Annotated in this window: 16 protein-coding genes and 1 pseudogene; 8 read left to right on the top strand and 9 right to left on the bottom strand. The window is 59.3% G+C overall.

The genetic code is table 11. The features are described from left to right. Positions 1-57: 57 nt before the first annotated feature. From ABTV22_RS11725 to ABTV22_RS11715, 3 genes are all read right to left on the bottom strand, one after another. Positions 58-1,842: a DUF5666 domain-containing protein gene (locus ABTV22_RS11725; protein ID WP_433740268.1), complete on the bottom strand. Its 1,785-nt coding sequence runs from the start codon at positions 1,840-1,842 to the stop codon at positions 58-60. After that, a complete protein-coding gene (locus ABTV22_RS11720) occupies positions 1,839-2,684 on the bottom strand; it encodes a DUF6502 family protein (RefSeq protein WP_433740266.1) in 846 nt (281 codons plus the stop codon). The genes ABTV22_RS11725 and ABTV22_RS11720 overlap by 4 nt, the downstream gene beginning before the upstream one ends. Positions 2,685-2,876: 192 nt before the next feature. Beyond that, positions 2,877-3,647, bottom strand: a complete 771-nt coding sequence (locus ABTV22_RS11715; protein ID WP_433740264.1) for a hypothetical protein — start codon at positions 3,645-3,647, stop codon at positions 2,877-2,879. 303 nt (positions 3,648-3,950) lie between these two features. On the opposite strand from ABTV22_RS11715, the gene ABTV22_RS11710 reads away from it, so the two are divergent. Together ABTV22_RS11710 and ABTV22_RS11705 are read left to right on the top strand one after the other, a co-directional pair. Continuing rightward, positions 3,951-5,228 carry a flavohemoglobin expression-modulating QEGLA motif protein gene (locus ABTV22_RS11710; protein ID WP_433740262.1) on the top strand — a complete coding sequence of 426 codons (1,278 nt, stop codon included), beginning with the start codon at positions 3,951-3,953 and terminating at the stop codon, positions 5,226-5,228. Positions 5,229-5,378: 150 nt separating this feature from the next. Then, on the top strand, positions 5,379-7,172 hold the full coding sequence (locus ABTV22_RS11705) for an alpha/beta fold hydrolase (protein ID WP_433740261.1): 1,794 nt from the start codon (positions 5,379-5,381) through the stop codon (positions 7,170-7,172). A 1,092-nt stretch (positions 7,173-8,264) separates the two neighbouring features. Here the strand turns inward: ABTV22_RS11705 and ABTV22_RS11700 are convergent. The 3 genes from ABTV22_RS11700 to ABTV22_RS11690 all read right to left on the bottom strand — a co-directional run bounded on the left by ABTV22_RS11700 (position 8,265) and on the right by ABTV22_RS11690 (position 9,884). After that, positions 8,265-8,489, bottom strand: coding sequence for a YMGG-like glycine zipper-containing protein (locus tag ABTV22_RS11700; RefSeq protein ID WP_433740260.1), 225 nt, complete (start codon positions 8,487-8,489; stop codon positions 8,265-8,267). Between the two features lie 11 nt (positions 8,490-8,500). Beyond that, positions 8,501-8,881 carry a hypothetical protein gene (locus ABTV22_RS11695; RefSeq protein ID WP_433740258.1) on the bottom strand — a complete coding sequence of 127 codons (381 nt, stop codon included), beginning with the start codon at positions 8,879-8,881 and terminating at the stop codon, positions 8,501-8,503. A gap of 322 nt (positions 8,882-9,203) precedes the next feature. Then, positions 9,204-9,884: a TetR/AcrR family transcriptional regulator gene (locus ABTV22_RS11690; protein WP_433740256.1), complete on the bottom strand. Its 681-nt coding sequence runs from the start codon at positions 9,882-9,884 to the stop codon at positions 9,204-9,206. Positions 9,885-10,095: 211 nt separating this feature from the next. Between ABTV22_RS11690 and ABTV22_RS11685 the strand changes: the two genes are divergently transcribed. The 5 genes and pseudogenes from ABTV22_RS11685 (at position 10,096) to ABTV22_RS11665 (ending at position 16,531) form a co-directional block, all read left to right on the top strand. Beyond that, positions 10,096-10,935: a TauD/TfdA dioxygenase family protein gene (locus tag ABTV22_RS11685; protein WP_433740254.1), complete on the top strand. Its 840-nt coding sequence runs from the start codon at positions 10,096-10,098 to the stop codon at positions 10,933-10,935. Between the two features lie 52 nt (positions 10,936-10,987). Next, entirely contained in the window at positions 10,988-11,758 is a 771-nt protein-coding gene (locus tag ABTV22_RS11680) for a class II aldolase/adducin family protein (RefSeq protein WP_433740252.1), read from the top strand. 86 nt (positions 11,759-11,844) lie between these two features. Continuing rightward, a pseudogene (locus tag ABTV22_RS11675) lies at positions 11,845-12,003 on the top strand (IS5/IS1182 family transposase); the annotation flags it as partial. Between the two features lie 299 nt (positions 12,004-12,302). Continuing rightward, complete coding sequence (locus tag ABTV22_RS11670) at positions 12,303-15,188, top strand: multicopper oxidase domain-containing protein (RefSeq protein ID WP_433740250.1); 2,886 nt, start codon at positions 12,303-12,305, stop codon at positions 15,186-15,188. Between the two features lie 266 nt (positions 15,189-15,454). Then, complete coding sequence (locus ABTV22_RS11665; RefSeq protein ID WP_433740248.1) at positions 15,455-16,531, top strand: diguanylate cyclase; 1,077 nt, start codon at positions 15,455-15,457, stop codon at positions 16,529-16,531. A 249-nt stretch (positions 16,532-16,780) separates the two neighbouring features. Here ABTV22_RS11665 and ABTV22_RS11660 read toward each other — a convergent pair whose 3' ends face one another. The 3 genes from ABTV22_RS11660 to ABTV22_RS11650 all read right to left on the bottom strand — a co-directional run bounded on the left by ABTV22_RS11660 (position 16,781) and on the right by ABTV22_RS11650 (position 18,380). Beyond that, positions 16,781-17,350 (bottom strand): YSC84-related protein, encoded by a 570-nt coding sequence (locus tag ABTV22_RS11660; protein WP_433740247.1) that lies wholly within the window; start codon positions 17,348-17,350, stop codon positions 16,781-16,783. 303 nt (positions 17,351-17,653) lie between these two features. Continuing rightward, positions 17,654-18,079, bottom strand: a complete 426-nt coding sequence (locus ABTV22_RS11655) for a GNAT family N-acetyltransferase (RefSeq protein WP_433740246.1) — start codon at positions 18,077-18,079, stop codon at positions 17,654-17,656. Positions 18,080-18,170: 91 nt separating this feature from the next. After that, a complete protein-coding gene (locus tag ABTV22_RS11650; RefSeq protein ID WP_433740245.1) occupies positions 18,171-18,380 on the bottom strand; it encodes a hypothetical protein in 210 nt (69 codons plus the stop codon). 552 nt (positions 18,381-18,932) lie between these two features. Between ABTV22_RS11650 and ABTV22_RS11645 the strand changes: the two genes are divergently transcribed. After that, the gene (locus tag ABTV22_RS11645; RefSeq protein ID WP_433740244.1) at positions 18,933-19,280 is read left to right on the top strand and encodes a metalloregulator ArsR/SmtB family transcription factor; all 348 of its coding nucleotides are present in this window, start codon (positions 18,933-18,935) and stop codon (positions 19,278-19,280) included. Positions 19,281-19,282 lie beyond the last annotated feature (2 nt).

Below are 19,282 nucleotides of genomic sequence, written 5' to 3'. Positions count from 1 at the left end.
AACGTACCCAGCCTAGTAGCTTATTTACCGGTTGTAGAATCGTCGTACCGCTTGAATCTAGCGGCCAGATCGATCCGGATGTTCCACTTTTTCGGTTTTCTCCACTTTTTCCACTTCTACCTTCTCAGGCCTTTCGACTTTCTCCACTTTTTCGGGCAGTTCGACTTTCTCTACTTTTTCAGGTCGCTCAACCGTCTCTACCTTCTCGGGACGCTCGACTTTCTCGACTTTCTCGACCTTTTCAGGCCGCTCCACCTTCTCGACTTTCTCGACCTTCTCAGGGCGCTCCACTTTCTCGACCTTCTCGACCTTTTCAGGCCGCTCCACTTTCTCGACTTTCTCGACCTTTTCAGGTCGTTCTACCTTCTCGGCTTTTTCAACCTTCTCGACCTTTTCAGGCCGCTCGTCTTTCTCGATTTTGCCGCTGCGCCCGCTATTGCTCTCGTTCTCGGACTTCTCCACGCTGTCGACGTGTTCCGATTTTCCAGACGTGTCCACCGTTTCAGACTTCCCGCTGTCGCTACGGTCGGAGCCGTGGTTATCTGCGCCGCTATCACCACTGCTTTCACTGCGTGGGCTTGCATCGCGCCCACCGTGTCCGCTGTTATTGCTGCCATTGCTGCCATTGCTGGTACTGCCTGAGCCATCCGCGCTTTGATCGCTGCTGCGCTCCATGCGCCCCCTGCCCGAGTTGTCAACGCGCTCGACCTGGAACTCGACACGGGTTGCCCGCACCTCACGCCCGCCGCTGAACACCCCGCTGACCCGAACGCGCTGATCCACGGCCAATGTGCCGGGCTGTTCGCCGGCAATCACGGTTTCGCGTCCCAGTGTCACATTGAAGCCTGCAACCACCAGGCGTCGGTCTTGCCGGCTCTGCACCAGGCCTTCGATCACCGCTTGATGCACATGCCCGGCAAAAGGCAGGCTCGGGTCGGGACGGCTTTGTGCGACCTCCAACTGACGGCCAGACCACTGGCCACGCACCAGCACTTCCTGCGCAGGCGCCACGCGCGTTCCCAGTTTCAATCCCTGGAGGGTGCCGGTACGGTCTACCGCGCCAATGGCGCTGGCTTCTCGCAGGCCCGGCGCGCGTTCGATGCGGCTGGCCACCACTTCACCATTGGCATTGCGCAGACCGCTGACCCGGACCGGCTCGCCCGGACGCAGCCCTTCAGCGACCCGTGCCCCCGGAGCAAGGCGCACGGGTTGTCCCATGACCCGCAACGGCGCCGAACCATTGGGCAATGCCGTCAGCGGCCCTTCGTAGGCATGCAGAATCGAGATGCGTCCGGCTTGCAGGCCTCGCTTGGTGGGATACGCTTCCAACGCGATCACCTGACCGATCGCCAAGTGAGCGCTGCTGGCTGGGATGCCGTTTTCGCTCACGGGCACGTCTTTGCCGTAGTGCACTTCCATGCCGTTGACGCAGACCGAAGCAAATCCGGTGATGGTGCCAACGATACCGGTGCCACCCGTTCCTCCCGGACGCTGGAGCGGTGCACCCGTGCCGCCCACACCACCGTTACTGTGATCAATGAGCGGGCCATCCACGCCGACCGCCACCGCCCCCGTACCGCCGGTGCCACCTGGACGCTGTTGCAGCGGTGCACCGGTGCCGCCAACGCCACCGTTTTCGCTCTGGATGCCTGTACCACCCACGCCGCCGGTCTTGGCGCCGGTTCCCCCCACGCCGCCGGGAAACTGCATACCCGATGCGCCCGACATGCCCACTTCATCGCGGCTGACACAGACCGGTGCGGCGTCCACCCACGCGGGCATGACCAGGTTCAAACCCAGGACAAGAGTGACGGCACTGAAGCAGCGCTTGAGGAAAATCATGGGGCAGGCGTCTTCGACGAATCGGGATCGGTAGGCTCAGTGTAGAAATAAAGTCCGATGGTGATGCGTTGACGTTGCTCGGTACTGGGCAAATCGAGGTTTTCGAGGTCTGCGGCAAGCCGACTGAACGCGAGCAAGGTTTGCATCCCCTCCTTGGCCACGGCCTCGCGCAACGCCTCGACGCTGACCGGTGTCAGTGCATCGTAGTGCACGCTGCGTTCGAAGAAAGGCTGGCCTTCCCCGCTCAGGTTGTGCACCGCTGCGCTGGCATGATCGTGCAGGTTGTGGCCCAGGTAAGCTGCTTTTTCGTCGAAACCTTTTTGCGGCACGAAAGCCTGGGCCTCAAGGTGAACACAGTCCTGTTCATCGAGCCGCACGACCCCCAGGCGCAACCATTCGTCGAGCACCACCCGCGCGCGGATGTCCGTACTGATTTTCGCCACCAGGGCGTCGAAGGAGCAATCGCCACCGGCACTGGCCAGTCGCGGCAGCGGTAATGCCAGACCCGCTGTTGTGCAGAAAGGCTGGCAGTTGGTCCAGGCGTAGACCAACTGCGCACCTAAGGTGATGTTTTCCGGCAACGCCGCGACCGATGTGTCGCTCTCGTTTCGCAGCCGCCGGACGTCCTTGCGATGAACCCCCGTGAGCAGGCTGATGCGGCTATCGCTCGGGACCTTGTCGTCCAGGCGAAACTCGCGATCCGCCACATCCACGAACACCTCTTTGAGCAAATCGGCGAACACCGTATAGGTGATCCCCTTGCGCAGCATCAGGCGCACCAGCGGGCGCATGACCCGCCGCAGAGCGCTTAACAGAGAAGGAGGTAATGTGGGCGATTGCATTTAGCGCATTCCTTGACAGATAAACCCAGTATAACGACGCGGGAAAAATTCCCATACGTGCCGGTACCCACTTTTTCCAGGGATAACTGCTAGCGCTCACTGCTTGTGCGTTACATGGGGCGTTTGCAGGCTGGGTCACGCCTCATACAAAACCCGCCCCCAAGGTTTTGCATGAGATCCCATCAGAGCCGTTTAGCTCCTGCTGTTGTCGTCCCCGGCTTCACCGCCGACATGAACGCCGTGGTCATCGCCCGGTTCGCCACCCACATGGTTGCCACGATTATGGCCAGGCTCACCGCCAACGTGATTGCCATGGTCGTCTCCAAGCTCGCCGCCAACATGATTGCCATGATCGTCTCCGGGTTCGCCACCAACATGATTGCCATGATCATCGCCAGGCTCTCCACCAACGTGATTTCCGTGATCATCGCCCGCTTCAGCATGGTTGCTGCTACGACCTGAATTCGAAACCCCGCTGTGGCCCTGGCCTGCATCACCACGGCTGCTGCCACTATGATCACCGCCGGTGCCAGCATGGCCGCCACTACCACCGCTGCTGCCGCCACTACCGCCATTTCCGCTACCGCCGCTGCTTCCACCATGGCTGCCTCCGCCACCGCTACCACCGCCGCTACCGCCACTACCGCCGCCGCTTCCACCACCGTTTCCACCGTGGCCACCGCCTCCACCACCGCTACCACTGCCGCCACCGCCTCCACCATTACCGCCGCCACCGCCTCCGTTTCCACCACCACCTCCACCATTACCGCCGCCACCGCCTCCTCCGTTTCCACCACCACCGCCACCGCTACCGCCGCCGCCACCACCGTGGCCGCCACCGTCTTTGGCGTAAGCGCTGGAGTCATGGGAAATCGAATCTGGAACCAGAACGATGGACGCCGACAACACGCCACCGATGGCCATCGCCAATAGAGTCCTTTTGAACAGCGTTTGAATGTGCATTTTCCGTCTCCTGGTCAGTACTGCGAGAAACGCCAAATCGGTATGAAATTTTTTGGGGTTTTTGTCCGTGGGAAAATTTCCCACATCGAAAAATTAGACCTCTTTTCGCACAGGTTCAAGCGGTGCAAGAAAAAGGCGACCGATGGTTGATCCAAAAAAATACTGGACGTGTCGCAGCACGAAATGCCCGGCAGTCGTCATCTGCTGGGGCGAACCGGGGGTTTTCTTTCTTTGAGGGGCATCGCTGCAGGGACGCAGCGGCTAAGCTTTTTCGAGTGAACCTCGTCCTTTAAGGGTGACTCCATGCGCAGTGCCCCCCTGTCCGAACTCGACGCCGCCCTACCCGGTTTGGCGCGCAAGATCCGCGTACTGGATGCCCTGTCCTGGCCGGATGGGGTCGAGGAAGACTTCCTGGCGCGTTGGCGTGACGGGAAAGCAGAGTTGCCCAGAGTCGACATGCGCCCTCGTGAACACGGCGCCGACATCGCCGCGCTGGAGGCGTTTATCGGCCGTTGCGATCAAGGGCATCCTGCCGGGAACTATCTCGCCATGACCGCGCGCAGCTACGCCACGGCCGGACGCATGCTGGGGGCGATAGGCACCCCCGCCTTTACACAATATTCATCCGCGTTGTACCGACGTCCGGATTTCTATTATCCGAAGCAGCAACTGAGCATGCTGGATGCGGCGCGTTTCTTTCTCACCACCACCGACGCCCTGCTGGGTGGCGCCCGGATTCCACCGACTCAGGCTGATATCCCGGCCGAGGCCTTCGCCGCTTGGATGCGGCCGGAACTGGACCGTTTCTTCGGTGAGGGCCGGGTCAACGTCGTGCTCGACCCGACCCTGGCCGCCAAGGCGATCGCCGGGGCGAGCCGCATACGCCTGCGCAGCAGCGCGCTGTTCTCTGAACTGGACAAGCAGCAGTTATTGCAGCACGAAGCCTTCGTGCATGTCGCGACCGCGCAAAATGGCGCACTTCAGCCCAACCTCAAAAGCCTGGGCTTGGGCGCACCCCGCACGACTCAAACCCAGGAAGGCATTGCCACCCTGGCCGAACTGTTCACCGGCAGCATGGACATTAACCGTTTGCGCCGCTTGGCCCTGCGCGTGCTGGCGGTCCAGCAAGCGCTGGACGGCGCCGACTTCATACAGGTATTCGAAGGTTTTCTTGCCGCTGGCCAGTCACAAGAGGAGTCCTTCCGCTCAACCCAACGGGTCTTCCGTGGTGCCGACCTGCGGGGTGGCTCGGCGTTTACCAAAGATGCCGCCTACCTGACGGGTTTGCTGGGTGTCCATACCCTGCTGCGCATTGCGATCCGCGACAACCGACCGGAACTGGTGGGGCATTTGTTTGCCGGACGCCTAAGCCTGGCGGATACCGTACGCCTGGCGCCGCTATTCGAGTCCGGCTGGCTCCAAGGGCCTACCTATGTACCGGCCTGGGCCAGCGATCTGCGACGACTCGCCGCCAACCTGGCCTTCTCCGCTTTCATCGCCCAGATAAAATTGGACCTGCTCGACCTGGAAGTGCTCATGGTCTTTGCCGATGAACATGAAAACGATGCCAGTGCCGTGTGACCACTGACTGCCCACCGGTTCAACTCGTCGGCCAATGACTCCCTTGTCATGAAATGAAAATTCGCTGTCGTGCGATGCGTAGGTGTCGCCGCCGCTGCTGCCCTAGAGTCGGTGCAAAACAACAACGTGCCCGCAAACACGAGAGCCGACATGAGCAGATCCACCCGAACGAGCGAGACCGCAACCTCCACCCAACGTCCCCAGACGACCGGCCGAAAGCGCCGCGCACGCAAAGAGAGCGATCTCCCGGACAACCCTCAGCAACAAGAGCTGATCGGCACGGCCGCCAACCAGACCCTGGCCGGCAATCCGCTGGTCAGCGTGCGCGCGGCTGACCTGGTCGGCTCGGCCGGCTACCTGCTAAAGGCCGTGGGCAAGTCGCCGCTCAAAGCGGGCGCTCATCTGGGTGGCTACCTGAAGTCGCTGCGCGGCATCGTCCGCGGTCATTCCAGCATCGCGCCGGACCCGAAGGACAAGCGCTTCGCCGACCCGGCCTGGCAATCCAACGCCTTCCTGCGCGCGTTGCTGCAGAGCTATCTGGCCGGCCAAAGCGAACTGACCCGTTTCATCGAATCCACTGACCTTGCCCCGCTGGAAAAGAGCCGAGCCCGGTTCGTCGCTGCGCTGCTGGCCGATGCCATGGCACCGAGCAACTCGCCGCTGACCAATCCGGTGGCGCTGCGCAAGCTGGTGGACACCGGAGGCATGAGCCTGGCCAGGGGCATGCGCCAGTTCGGCCAGGATATGGTGAATAACCGTGGGCTCCCGCGACAGGTCGACAGCACACCGTTCAAAGTGGGGGAAAACATCGCCACGGCCAAGGGCGAAGTGGTGTTTCGCAACGAGATGTTCGAGCTGCTGCAGTTCGCGCCCACCACCGAAAACGTCTATGCCCGGCCCTTGGTGATGTCGCCGCCGCAAATCAACAAGTACTACGCCATCGACCTGTCGCCGGAAAAGAGCCTGATCAAGTGGATTCAGGACAGCGGCGTGACCCTCTTCGTCATCAGTTGGCGCAACCCCACGCGCGAGCACCGTGACTGGGGCTTGTCCGACTATGCGCTGTGCCTGGACCAGGCGGTGGACGTGGCGCGCAGGATCACCGGCAGCCCGGACGTGAACATGTGGGGCTCCTGCTCGGGCGGTATCACCCTGGCAGCCTATCTGGGTTGGCTGGCGGCCCGTGGCGAAGGCCACAAAGTGGCCAACACCAACTGGGCCGTGTGCGTGCTCGACATGCCCTCGGCGCTGGACGACACCACCCTGGGGCTGTTCACCACCCCGTCCGCCCTGCGCGCGGCCAAGGCCAGCTCCCGGCGCAAGGGCGTGCTGAGCGGCCAAGGCATGGCCCGCATGTTCGCCTGGATGCGGCCCAACGACTTGATCTGGAACTACTGGGTCAACAACTACCTGCTGGGCAACAAGCCGCCAGCCTTCGACATCCTGGCCTGGAACAACGACACCACGCGGTTGCCCGCCCAATTGCACGCGGACTACCTCGACCTGATCCAGCAGAACCCCTACAGCAACCCGGACACCCTGGAGATTGCCGGCGAGTCGATCGACATGACCCAGGTGAAGGTGGGCGCCTATGTAGTGGGCGGCACCACCGACCACATCACCCCTTGGCAGGGCTGCTACGGCACTGCGCGGTTGTTTGGCGAGGACGCAACCTATGTGCTGTCCAATGCCGGCCACCTGCAGAGCCTGGTGAACCCGCCGGGCAACCCCAAGTCGTTCTACTACGCAGCGCCTGCCGCCGCCGAGGCCCCGGTAGACTGGCTGCAGAACGCCGGGGAACGCCAGCCAGGCAGCTGGTGGCCACATTGGCGCGAATGGATCGGACAACGCTCTGGCGGCAGCCTGCCGGCGCCGAAGAAACTCGGCTCACGCAAATACCCGCCCCTGTGCCCCGCACCGGGCACCTATGTCATGGAGCGATAACGCGATCTGACAGACACACCGCGGCGCCTGCTTCGCCCGTAGGAGCGAGGCTTGCCCGCGAAAAAACGATAACGCGGATCAACAGACACACCGCAGCGCCTGGTTCGCCCGTAGGAGCGAGGCTTGCCCGCGAAGAACGATAACGCGGTCTGACAGACACACTCCAGTGCCTGGTTCGCCCGTAGGAGCGAGGCTTGCCCGCGAAGAACGATAACGCGGTCTGACAGACACACCGCAGTGCCTGGTTCGCCCGTAGGAGCGAGGCTTGCCCGCGAAGAACGATAACGCGGTCTGACAGACACACCGCAGTGCCTGGTTCGCCCGTAGGAGCGAGGCTTGCCCGCGAAAAACGATAACGCGGATCAACAGACACACCGCGGTGTCTGGTTCGCCGGCAAGCCTGGCTCCTACAGGCGAAGAACGATAACGCGGTCTGACAGACACACCGCGGTGTCTGGTTCGCCGGCAAGCCTGGCTCCTACGGGCGAAAAACGATAACGCGGACTAACAGACACACCGCAGCGCCTGGTTCGCCCGTAGGAGCGAGGCTTGCCCGCGAAGAACGATGATGCGGTTCGACAGATACACCGCAGCGCCTGATTCGCCGGCGAGCCTGGCTCCTACGGGCGAAAAACGATAACGCGGACTAACAGACACAACGCGGTGCCTGGTTCGCCCGTAGGAGCGAGGCTTGCCCGCGAAGAACGATGATGCGGTTCGACAGATACACCGCAGCGCCTGATTCGCCGGCAAGCTTGGCTCCTACAGGCGAAGAACGATGATGCGGTTCGACAGACACACCGCAACGCCCGGTTCGCCCGTAGGAGCGAGGCACCGAACGTCAGGGGCCAGAGCGCTTGGTTACTTGGCGCCGGGCGGCGTTAAAACTTCCAAGTGACCCGCTAATGAAATGGCTACCCCCCAGCCGCCAGTGGCCAATACCGCAGCAACGGATATGCACACGGTTAAAGTCTTTCGCAAGCAGGCTCGCTCCCACAATTTGAATTGCACCCGGGAAGTTAAACGAGCAGGCACACACTCTCCGGACAAGGTTTCACAGCGAAACCCTCACCATGGCGCAGATCGGCCCGTCTACTTCTGCTGCCGACCTCTGATATTGCCGGCAACCCCGCCGGCAACGGCGCCGATCGCGGCGCCCGTCCATCCGCTGCCACCGGAAATCGCGGCAATGCCAGCGCCAGCCGCAGCACCAATGGCCGCACCGCTCACCGTCCCCTGCTGCTGAGAAGTCATCGAGGTACAACCGATCACGCTCGCTGCAGTGAGGATTGCGGCAAACAATAGAACCCTCTTCATGTTCACCTCCGCTACTTATTCTGCTTCAGACCCGGCAAGACCATCTCAAACCAGATGGTCTCAAGGACAGGGCGTTTCACTTGGTCGGGATTGGCGGCGTACCACTGATTGAGCCTTTCGCGCACGGTGTCGAGCGTCTGGCCCTTCAAGCCCCTGGCGAAACGTGGGATCAGGCTCTGCTCATCCGTCGGTGGCTTCGCCTTAGAGTAGGCTGCCTCCACCTCGAAGGCGTTGGCGATGCCGATGAGATAGACCTTCTTTAGCTGCTCCGTCGACTGCACCCATTGCTCGCCGGTAATCATGGCAACCCCTTCGGCGCGGGCCATGCCCGATGCCGTCACCAAGGCCACCCATGCCACCCATACCAATGTGCTCCATCGCAATACTCTCATCGCCTTCCCTCCTCGCCAGGTTGAACCTCGATGCCTACCGCTCTTTTCTTCGCCTCGAACTTCCAGAATCAACCGGCGATTGCGAACGTACGGACAAGTTTAGATACCTGTAGGAAGACCGCGAAGTTTTTGATGCAGGCTGCAGATGTCGCGACAAAAGGCACGCCCCCTTGCTCCCATAGTCGGCACGGCGGCGCACTCACGTTATCGCCAGTAATTTTTGAAAACGCTGTTTGCGAACGAGTCAGATGAGCGAACGAGGCGGCTGATCACGGAACATAGGGGCATTTTGACGAAGCTCTGTTGCTGTAAGGGCCGCCTGTCAGTCGAATGCGGATGGACGCAGGCATCCGACAGCCATGGCGACCAGGCTGTCGAGCAAGGCCGGGTTTTCCAGCTGCACCGGAATATCCTCCAATACCGACCGGATTACACTGCGCAGCCCCTGTCCGAGCAAATAAGCCGCCAAGGCGGGGTGCTCCGTGGTGATCTCATGCTTGTACAGATGCAGGAGCGGCAGCCAGGTCGCTTCGATGAACTCACCTGTCGTGTGGTAAGGACCGCGCCACATTCCCAAGTGAAGGGCGGAGTGGTAACGCAAGTGAAAGGCCTTGTTCAGTTTGAACAGGCGTGTTTCGACACGGATGATGTTGGCCAGGATATCTCGCAGTGCCGATTTCAACGGCACGCCAACCAGCCTTTCGCGCACCCTCAGCAGCTCCTCGGACTCCTCGTCGAGCACACGCTCGTACAGCAAGGCAACGATCGCGTCCTTGCTGGGGAAATATTGGTAGATCGAGCCGACGGCAACCCCAGATATTTCCGCGATGCGGGCGACGGTCAGCGCTTGCTCGCCAGCCTCATCCAAAATCCTTAGGCACGCCTGCTCCACGGCATCGACGAGTGCGCGAGAGCGTGACTGGGTCGGGCGCTTGCGTAACGCCGGAAGCTGCTCCGGCGAAAACTTTTGGCCCATCGCGGTTTCATCGCCTTTCTTGTACATGGGAATCCGAGTGGTGCATTTTTCGAAGCGCTAAATTTTCAATAATAATCAATTAAATCAATCTGTTAACAGCATAACTCGCTGCTTCTGGAATGCGAATATCTCAGCTTTCGCGACCTGAGTATGATCGTTTTCGTCGATCAGACATCGTCTAAACGCGTAGTGATGCGCCCCCCAAGATCGGATTTCCAACCCTACCGGGAGATTGCCCATGTCTTCATCTTTCACCGTTCAGCCGCTTGGCCCAAGCCTGGGTGCCGAAGTGCTTGATCTGGATCCGGCTTCAGTCGTTTTGCCAGAAACGCTGGCGGCGCTCGAGGCGGCGCTGGTCAAACATGAAGCCCTCGTACTGCACGTCCCGGGGCTGAGGCCCGAGCAACATTTGGCGATTGCACGGTATTTCGGTGAGCCAGAAGTGCACACCTTCTATCCCAACCTGGGTGAAGGCTTTGAACAGATCACCGTGATCGATTCCAAGCTGGGCGATCGAGCGGATATGTGGCACCACGACGAGAGCTTTCTGCCCAGCCCACCGATTGTCACCATGACTCACGCCCAGATCCTGCCGCCGTGTGGCGGCGACACCTGCTGGATCAGCATGACCACGGCCTACGACGCGCTGTCCGAGCGCATGAAGCACTACCTCGAAGGCCTCAACGCCTGGCACGACATGAACGGCCCCATGACGACAGCGCTGCGCCAAAACGTCGTCACGCACGAGCGCTATCTCGAGGTCATCAACGCGAACCGGCGGCATTTGCATCCGCTGGTCATTCAGCACCCGGTGACAGGTCGCAAGGCGCTGTACCTGAGCCCGACCTACACCACCCATATCGACGGCCTGGCCATCCCCGAGGGCGACGCCATCCTTGCCTACCTGCATGCGCATTGCCAACACGTTCAATTCGGCTTCCGCCATCGCTGGCGCGTCGGTGACATGGTGCTCTGGGACAACCGTAGCGTGCTTCACAACGCCATCCTGGACTATCAACCGCACCAACGGCGCATGCAACGCACCTCGGTATTCGCTCGCGGGTCTTTGCACGCGTAATTCATTGATTGGTTAATCACCGTTTGTGGCAGTCGCTCAAGAGGAAACCGCTATGTTGAAGGATGCGCTGAACAAGGAATTGCTCTCCCGCTACGCCCCCAAGCCAGGGCGCTATGCGCTGCTGCCCCCATTGACACCCCACCAGACCGTGGCATTGCTGTGTCGGGTGTTGTATCGCGAGGGCTATAACGACCACATCGCCGGCCACATCACCGTTCGCCAGGATGACGGCACTTATCTGGCCAACCCGTGGGAACTCACCTGGGGTGAAGTGACCGCCTCGGATATCCTGCGCCTCGATCAGCAAGGCAAGGTAATCGAGGGCGAATGGAACATCACCCCGGCCATCAACCTGCACATTGACGTACACACCGCCCGGCATGATGTCGGCGTGGTGATCCACAACCATCCGCGATGGGGGGGCGTGTGGTCGGCGGCCGGGCGCACGCCACCCATCTATGATCAGACATCCGCCCTGGTTGACACGGACCCGGTACTCTATGACGAGTATCAGGGCACGGTTGAAGACACGGAACGAGGCCGCGCCGTCGTGGACGCTCTCGGTACGCAAAAATGGGCGTTGCTTGCCAACCACGGTGTGCTGGTGGTGGCCAACGGCATTCGCCAGGCACATTTGCGCGCCATCACACTCGAGTGGCGCTGCCGTCTGGCCTGGCATGTCGAAGCACTGGGTGGCGGCTCACCGTTGCCCGCCAGCGTCGCGCTCGCAACCGGAGAGCGCACCGATACCCATGGCTTCCCATTCCTCTGGGAAGCCATGGCTCGGGAGGAAATCCGCCGCGATCCAAGCGTTCTTGAGTAAGCTTCTGGCTCCAGATACAGCGGCATGGCAGACGTCCACGCCGCTGGTACTTCATACTTTGCCCAGGCATGACAACGCGAAGCCACGAGCGTGAGAAGGTCGAAATGTTGTTTGCCCTTCTCAAGCACATCCTGAAACGGGATCGCTTGCGATTGCGTGGCATGAGTGGCGCGAACGATGAGTTCACGCTAACCGCCGCGATACAGAACCTGCGACTTCAACACAATCCCACAAGCGGCCATTGATACATTCAGAAAGTGGCCACTTCACCTAGCCCAAACACCTCGTACGATCGCGCCCTGCATTGGGGGGGATATTCCCCCATCATCGAGGGCTTTGACCCGCGGATCTCATCCCCCTTTAACGCGGACAGCCAAGGGAAACGTCGCGTAGAGCCGTTACTGAGTTCCATTCACTTTTGGCAAAAAAGTTGCGTGTTGGTCATGCCGGCTCGAAATCAATTATTTCGCCAGCCGGCTTGGAAGCCGTGGCTCGCTACCCTGCATTGCCACGTGCTCCGCGGAACCCCTCAGAGGTGTTTTCGATGAAACCAGTTACCGTAAGGTTGCATCCTGGTCCGTTGTCCAAAACCAGGCTGGCACAGAGTATCTCTGCTGCCGTCATCATGCTGGGGTTGGGCTTATCCCAGACCCTGGCAGCCCCCCTCGACAACACCGATCCGCCACCGCCTACCGACCCTTCGGCGTTCACCAATCAGCCTGCCAACCCCGATGCCGCTTTGAAAGATTTGCGCAAGCAGCCTGCGGCAAACGTCGGTGCCTTCGACTTGCCCAATGGCGTGGTCGGTAACCGCAAGACCCCCTTGGCCGACAATGTGCTGCCACCTGATCTGCAACCCAGCTTCAATATCCCCACTAACGGCAATGCCAGCCCGTTGTTCGGGGCTCAACCGTTCACCCAGAAACTTGAACTGTTCGAGGAGTTCGGTTCAAACAAGCTCAATGCAACTGACCCACCATCACCCGTCCCGTTTCCGGTCCCGACGGTGGGCCCAGCACCGGCGCAAGATCCATTGAAGGTCGCACGCAGCGGCCCGTCGCCGGCTGCGCTGGATGCCTTTCTCAGGCAGCCGGCATTGACGCCCTTCCCGACAGAATTTTCCAATGTGCTGGACCGCAACCCCTGGAAGGCGCAGATCGAGGATTTCCTCAATCGCCGGGTCGATTCACCCGCAGAAGGCCGGCCACCGGGAAAAGGCTGGTCGCACCAGCGTTTCAATGAGTTTTTCCCGCGCGATGCCTTCAAGACCGTACAGGCAGGTGCGCACGTCAACAGCGGCTTGCGTGATCGTGCACAACGGCATAACTACGCCGTGGGCGAGTTTGCGCCGGGCGGCCTCTATCACAACACCAACGGCGACCCGGCCAACGAGGGCACCACCAAGGGTATTCAGGTGCAGTTTCATCCCAACCTCCCCATTCAGGACCACAACGCGTTATGGACGTTCGACGGCACCTTTCCACCCAAACTGCTCCAGGTACGCTATGGCCAGGCGATGCTGATGCGTCATTACGATGCCTTGCCCATCGACCCTGCGGCCAACCGCGGCTTTGGCCTGCACACCATCACGACCCACGAACATAACGGCCACTCGCCTGCTGAAAGCGACGGTTTTACCAACGCATTCTTCTTTCCGGGCCAGTACTACGACTATCGCTGGCCGATCCAGTTGGCCGGCTACGACACCATCAATACCGAGGCCGAGGATCCACGGGCGGCCTTCCCGTGCGACCCCGGTGAAACCCTGTTCGTCAACGACGCCAGCCCCGGCTTCAAGACCTGCGACCACGGCACGATCAAGATCCGTGGCGACTGGCGCGAAACCATGAGCACCCACTGGTTCCACGACCACATGCTCGATTTCACCGCGCAGAACGTCTACAAGGGCAACGCGACGATGATGAACTACTACAGCGCCGTGGACCGTGGCAACGAGGCGGTCGACGATGGGGTCAACCTGCGCTTGCCCAGCGGCTCGGCGCTGGGCTGGGGTAACCGTGACTACGACATCAACCTGACGATCGCCGACAAGGCCTGGGACCAGACCGGCCAGTTGTGGTTCAACCCCTTCAACACCGACGGGTTTCTCGGTGACCAGATACTGACCAACTGGGAGTTCAAACCCTTCCTGGACGTACGTGCCCGGCGTTACCGTTTGCGCATTCTCAACGGATCGGTTTCTCGCTTCTTCAAGCTGGCCTTGGTGCGTCAGGTCAATGGCAATGGTGGGGAGTTTCCCGGCCCGAAAAACTCCGGGGTTTCCTACAACCGGGTGCCGTTCCACATGATTGCCAACGACGGCAATATCATGGAGCACGCGGTGCCGTTCGATGGCAGCCTGGACCTCGATGGCGACGGCGACAAACAGGACAACAATGCCATTCTTCCGATGATGGGCATTGCCGAACGCTATGACATCATCGTCGACTTCTCGAAAAACGGCATCAAGCCGGGCGACAAGCTTTTCTTCGTCAACATCGAGGAGCATGAAGACGGCAAGCGCCCCAACCGTGACATTCCATTGGCAGATGTACTCTCCGAGAAGTACCTGCCCGTGGTCAGGCCAACCAGCCACGGACCGCAGTGGATCAACGGTGACCCCGGCGTCGGCGTATTCATGCAACTGAACGTCAAGCCATACACCGGCCAGGATGTCAGCATGAATCCGGTCGACTTCGAGCCCGCCAAACCTGGCAAACCCGAGGGCAAATTCATGATTCCCCTACCCTTGCACCGTGATGACCCTGCCGATATCGCCAAGCTTGCCCAGGCGCGGCACCGCTCCTTTATCTTTGGTCGCTCCGACGGCACGGATTTGACGCCCTGGACGATCAAGACCGATGGCGGCCAGGGCTTCAACATGGACCCGCGGCGGATTTCAGCCGCGCCAAAACTGGCCACTGGCCCAACACCGGCGGGGTTCAAGGGCGAAGGCACGCTGGAAATCTGGAAGATCCAGAACGGCGGCAATGGCTGGAATCACCCGGTGCATGTGCACTTCGAGGAAGGGATCATTCTCAGTCGAGGCGGCAAGGCACCACCTGAATGGGAAAAAGGGGCGCGCAAAGACATCTACCGTATAGGCCCCGATCCCGACAGCCTCGACAATGTCGAAGTGGCCTTACGCATTCGCGAGTTTGCCGGTACCTACATGGAGCACTGCCACAATACCCAGCATGAAGACACCTCGATGCTGCTGCGCTGGGACTCCGAGCACCCGGGCCAGTTCCAGTTGATGCCCACCCCCTTGCCCAGCTGGGACGGCGTGAAGTTCGTGAACTCGGTTGCATTACCGACATTCCGTACGGGAGATGGCGTCGGACCACAGGTCAAGGTCGAGAATAACCAGGGAGATAGCAGCGGCAACGGAGGCAGCGGTGGCAGCGGAATTAGCGGAGGCAAAGGTTAGCGTCCTCTATCCAACGGCTAGCCATGTCGTCGGCAAACGCAAAATCCCCTTACGTGACCGTTTCAACCCAAAGCCGCCTGGCATCACAGTCGGCTTTGGGTCGTGTTCTGACTGTCGCAACGGGCAGAATACGGTCAGGAGCGGAAGTTCGAAAAGTGTTTACCAATCTAGCGCGTGAATAAGTGGTTTAAACTGCAAGGCGGTGTCGCTCGGACTTACGATAGAAATGTTTTCCCAAACTGGATGGACGATAGAGGAAGCTGAAGGTGACTGGCGTCTGGGATGAAGCAAATAAAATCGGCAAAGGACTATCGTTCGCCAAACGGATTTACCCGCCACGCATCATCGGACTGTCGATCGGTATGCTCAGTGTGCTGGCCGCGATCGCGCCACTCGGCTTGCCAGGATGGGTATGGATACTTCTGTTTTTCAACGGTCTGGCCTGGCCGCACCTGGCCTATCAGTTGGCCACTCGTACACGCGAGCCCTATCAGGCAGAGCGCCGCAACCTGCTTTACGATTCATTGTTAGGCGGATTCTGGGCTGCAACCATGCAATTCAATCCGCTGCCCACCGTCACCATCCTTTCGATGATGACGATGAACAACATCGCTGCCGGCGGTCAGCGCCTGTTTGTGCAGGGTGCATTGGCCCAAGGTGCCGGGATGCTGGTGTCGGTCGCGTTGTTCGGCCCGGGGCTGGTACTTGCAGCCACCCAGCTGCAGATCTACGCCTGCCTGCCGATGCTGACGCTCTACCCGTTGGCCGTAGGTGGGGTCTGTTATCGCCTGGCCATCAAGCTCGCCGAACATAAACGAAAACTCGGCGTTCTGAGCCGAACCGACGGCCTTACCGGCTTGCTCAATCATGGGTCGTTGAAGGACTTGCTTCACTTGCGCTTTTACACCTGCCGGCAGGAGCGCAGTGAAGCGGTCATAGCGATCATCGATGTCGATCACTTCAAGAAAATCAACGACACCTATGGCCATATCGTCGGCGACGGTGTGCTGTGTCAGCTAAGCGCAGAACTGAAAAAAAACCTGCGCCAAGGCGACTTGGCGGGTCGCTATGGTGGTGACGAATTCTGCGTGATCCTGCTCAACAGCTCACTGAGCCACGCCTGCGATGTAATGGAGCGCCTGCGGCAGGTGATGGGCAACTATCGCAATGAACAATGGCCCGAGCTGCGGGTCAGCCTGAGTATCGGCCTTGCGTCGTACCACAGTGAAATGGCCACCCCCAGCGCCTGGCTCAACGAAGCCGACAAGGCACTGTATGCGGCCAAAAACAGTGGGCGCGACAAGGTCAATTTCACCCCGGACGGTATCGTCGGCATAACGTGAACGACCTTTACCTGCTGCACTGCGGATCACCCGTCGGCAAGCGTTGGCGCTGATGTGATATTGGTCTCAGCGGCTGAGGTTTGCTTTGCTCAGGATTTCGTAGACCACCAGCTGCTGTGGGTCGAAACCACACCTCTTTCTACCTGTCATTTTTTCGTTGGCTGTGGTTTGACCAACTCCGCACTCCTGAAGGCAACGAGGAGGCTCGCTAGCTGTCACTCGAGCCTCCAGCTGAAGCGACCGACGGGTTCAACGATCGAGCTTGGTAATTTTTGAACCCTGCAGTCCCAGCCCGGCCATTAAGCCCTTTTGATCAAAGATGAACGCATAAACATCAGACTGAGCCGTTGAAGTAGTCAGCGACTTAGCCATGCCTGAATCTACGAACACAACGCTTGGGCCCACGCCGACCTCAAAGCCATTAACTTTTTTCAGATCGTTCATCGCTGAATAGGTCATGAAGAACATCACGTAACCAAACTTCTGCGCGCCCGCCTGAAGACCGTATGAGGCTGCAGTGGTCGAGTAGTATCCCGTGACTTTGCCGTTCTCGATCAATTCGCCTTCGCCATGCTGTGCACCGACAATGAGACCCGCTTTCAGCACATCCGGGAAAACGAGGATACCCTTGGCTTTCTGCGCTAAGACACGCGCTTCTGGCGTACTGCTATATAAACTCTTTAACGCCGCTTTTGCCTCCTGATCCATCTGAGCGTTCGCAGCCTTCACATCAGAGGCGGAAGTCGATTGATCCGTTTGGCACCCCGCAACGATCGCGAAGATAGAAACCAATGCCATTATTTGAAGGTGTTTGATCATGAGGAATACTCTTTTTCTACCCCCCGTCACTGATGAACCTGCGTGACGACAGCCGTTGCTGGCTAACGTCTAACAGGTCCGACCTTTATTGCGTCGTGCTCACAAACAATTGGACTTTAGCCCTACTAAGCGTTTGGTCAAATACGATGCGATGAACGCTTCGGATCGGCCCAGCAAAACCAAAATAGATCGCAGTGGTTTTAGATAGCTTCCACCCTCTCTCTGAATCGCCCCCAATTTAATAGATGCATTACCCGCCGCTTCACGCCCTGAGGAAATCAGTCAACTTAAATCAAGGCATTGTCAACGCAACAGCTTCTGGTAGTAGAGCCGGGTATGTCCCGGTGGATAGTCTGCCAGGCGTCCGAATTCGGAGTAGCCCAGTTTTTGATAAAAGCCTGGTGCTTGAAAGCTGAAGGTTTCCAACCAGATGCCAGTGCAGTTCTTTTTCTGAGCGATGTCCTCGGCCATGCGCATTAGCCGTTCTCCGATGCCTCGGCCACGCATCGACTCGGGAACACTGACAAGATCAATGAGCAGCCATTGATAGGAGACTTTGCCGTACAACCCGCCTATCACGTCGTTACTGTCAGGGTCACGTAGCAACAGGGCAAATGTTTCATGGGCGTCATCCCCACCATTGGCCAGATTATGGGCCAGTAATGGCGTCAAAATGCCTAACCGCTCTGCTTCAGTCACATTTTCCGAAAGCTGGATTTCTAAAGACACGGCGCTCCCCCTGAGCTATGAGCAAATGGGCCAACACGGTGGCCCATTTCTGTAATTGCATGGCAAATCAGTCGGAGCATAGCCGACGATTTCAGCGACTGAGCTTGCTAATCTTTGAGCCCTGCAAACCCACCCCAGCCATTAAACCCTTTTGATCAAAGATGAACGCATAGATATCAGACTGAATCGTTGAAGTCGTCAGCGTCTTGGCCGCGCCTGCATCTTCGACCACGATGCTTGGACCCACGCCAACCTCAAACCCATTGCCGGTTTTCAGTTCTTTCAGCGCAGAATCACTCATGAAGAACATCGCGTACCCAAACCTCTGCACGCCCGCCTGAGTGATGAGAAACGCTGCGGATCAAGGACTGACGGGGTTGACCTTTATTGTGTCGCTACTCACAGACACTAGACTTTAAGACTAGTAAGTGGCTGATCAAATGCTATGCAGATGCAGGTTCAAACCAGTTCGGTAGCGGTGTTGTACTGCGCACCTGCAATCGCCCGGCGTCCTTGCCTGGAAAGTCCTCCCAATCCAAGACAGCCGAGATTTACCCTCCTGCGACGTCCTGCCGAGCAAACACAATCCATCTTTGGCCGTAGTGAACCCTCAAAAAATCGCTGGTAGTCTCGCCGCCACGTTCGCTCGACATTAAGGGATGTAGGCGAAAATAGAAGCCCCGAGGCCGCGAACCTACGGGGCTTTGCTTTTTCTGTCTGGTGCTACGCCGATCTCATGTCCGAGAAGAAGCGTTCTGCAACTGGCCAGGAGCGACCGTTCACTCGCAGATGGCTTGCCCAATACATATGGATATCCGTATATTTGATTATCCATATGTAAAAGGTACCCGGCATGATCACGCCTCCAGAAGTATTCAAAAGCCTGGCTGACGAAACTCGCGTCCGCGCCACGTTGTTGATCGCCAACCAGGGCGAGCTTTGCGTTTGCGAACTGATGTGTGCCCTCGATGACAGCCAACCGAAGATCAGTCGCCACCTCGCCCAACTGCGCAGCAGTGGCCTGCTGCTGGATCGCCGCCAGGGGCAGTGGGTTTACTACCGCCTCAATCCGGATCTTCCTGCCTGGGTGCACGACATGCTGCAGGTGACGTTGCAGGCCAACACCGAGTGGCTGCAGAACAACGCCTCGCGCCTGCAAAACATGGATGGACGCCCTGTCCGCGATGTTGCCTGTTGCTGAAC

It is taken from the genome of Pseudomonas putida (assembly GCF_050990305.1).
GTDB lineage: Bacteria > Pseudomonadota > Gammaproteobacteria > Pseudomonadales > Pseudomonadaceae > Aquipseudomonas > Aquipseudomonas putida_AH.
The sequence above is the reverse complement of the archived record's forward strand: the minus strand, read 5'-3'. Positions and strand labels throughout refer to the sequence as shown.

Excerpts from the sequence above, each read along its gene's own strand:
- ABTV22_RS11685 (WP_433740254.1), top strand. The coding sequence starts at position 10,096 with ATGTCTTCATCTTTCACCGTTCAGCCGCTTGGCCCAAGCCTGGGTGCC.
- ABTV22_RS11660 (WP_433740247.1), bottom strand. The coding sequence starts at position 17,350 with ATGATCAAACACCTTCAAATAATGGCATTGGTTTCTATCTTCGCGATC.
- ABTV22_RS11710 (WP_433740262.1), top strand. The coding sequence starts at position 3,951 with ATGCGCAGTGCCCCCCTGTCCGAACTCGACGCCGCCCTACCCGGTTTG.
- ABTV22_RS11700 (WP_433740260.1), bottom strand. The coding sequence starts at position 8,489 with ATGAAGAGGGTTCTATTGTTTGCCGCAATCCTCACTGCAGCGAGCGTG.
- ABTV22_RS11705 (WP_433740261.1), top strand. The coding sequence starts at position 5,379 with ATGAGCAGATCCACCCGAACGAGCGAGACCGCAACCTCCACCCAACGT.
- ABTV22_RS11720 (WP_433740266.1), bottom strand. The coding sequence starts at position 2,684 with ATGCAATCGCCCACATTACCTCCTTCTCTGTTAAGCGCTCTGCGGCGG.
- ABTV22_RS11670 (WP_433740250.1), top strand. The coding sequence starts at position 12,303 with ATGAAACCAGTTACCGTAAGGTTGCATCCTGGTCCGTTGTCCAAAACC.
- ABTV22_RS11680 (WP_433740252.1), top strand. The coding sequence starts at position 10,988 with ATGTTGAAGGATGCGCTGAACAAGGAATTGCTCTCCCGCTACGCCCCC.
- ABTV22_RS11725 (WP_433740268.1), bottom strand. The coding sequence starts at position 1,842 with ATGATTTTCCTCAAGCGCTGCTTCAGTGCCGTCACTCTTGTCCTGGGT.
- ABTV22_RS11690 (WP_433740256.1), bottom strand. The coding sequence starts at position 9,884 with ATGTACAAGAAAGGCGATGAAACCGCGATGGGCCAAAAGTTTTCGCCG.
- ABTV22_RS11650 (WP_433740245.1), bottom strand. The coding sequence starts at position 18,380 with ATGAGTGATTCTGCGCTGAAAGAACTGAAAACCGGCAATGGGTTTGAG.
- ABTV22_RS11695 (WP_433740258.1), bottom strand. The coding sequence starts at position 8,881 with ATGAGAGTATTGCGATGGAGCACATTGGTATGGGTGGCATGGGTGGCC.
- ABTV22_RS11715 (WP_433740264.1), bottom strand. The coding sequence starts at position 3,647 with ATGCACATTCAAACGCTGTTCAAAAGGACTCTATTGGCGATGGCCATC.
- ABTV22_RS11645 (WP_433740244.1), top strand. The coding sequence starts at position 18,933 with ATGATCACGCCTCCAGAAGTATTCAAAAGCCTGGCTGACGAAACTCGC.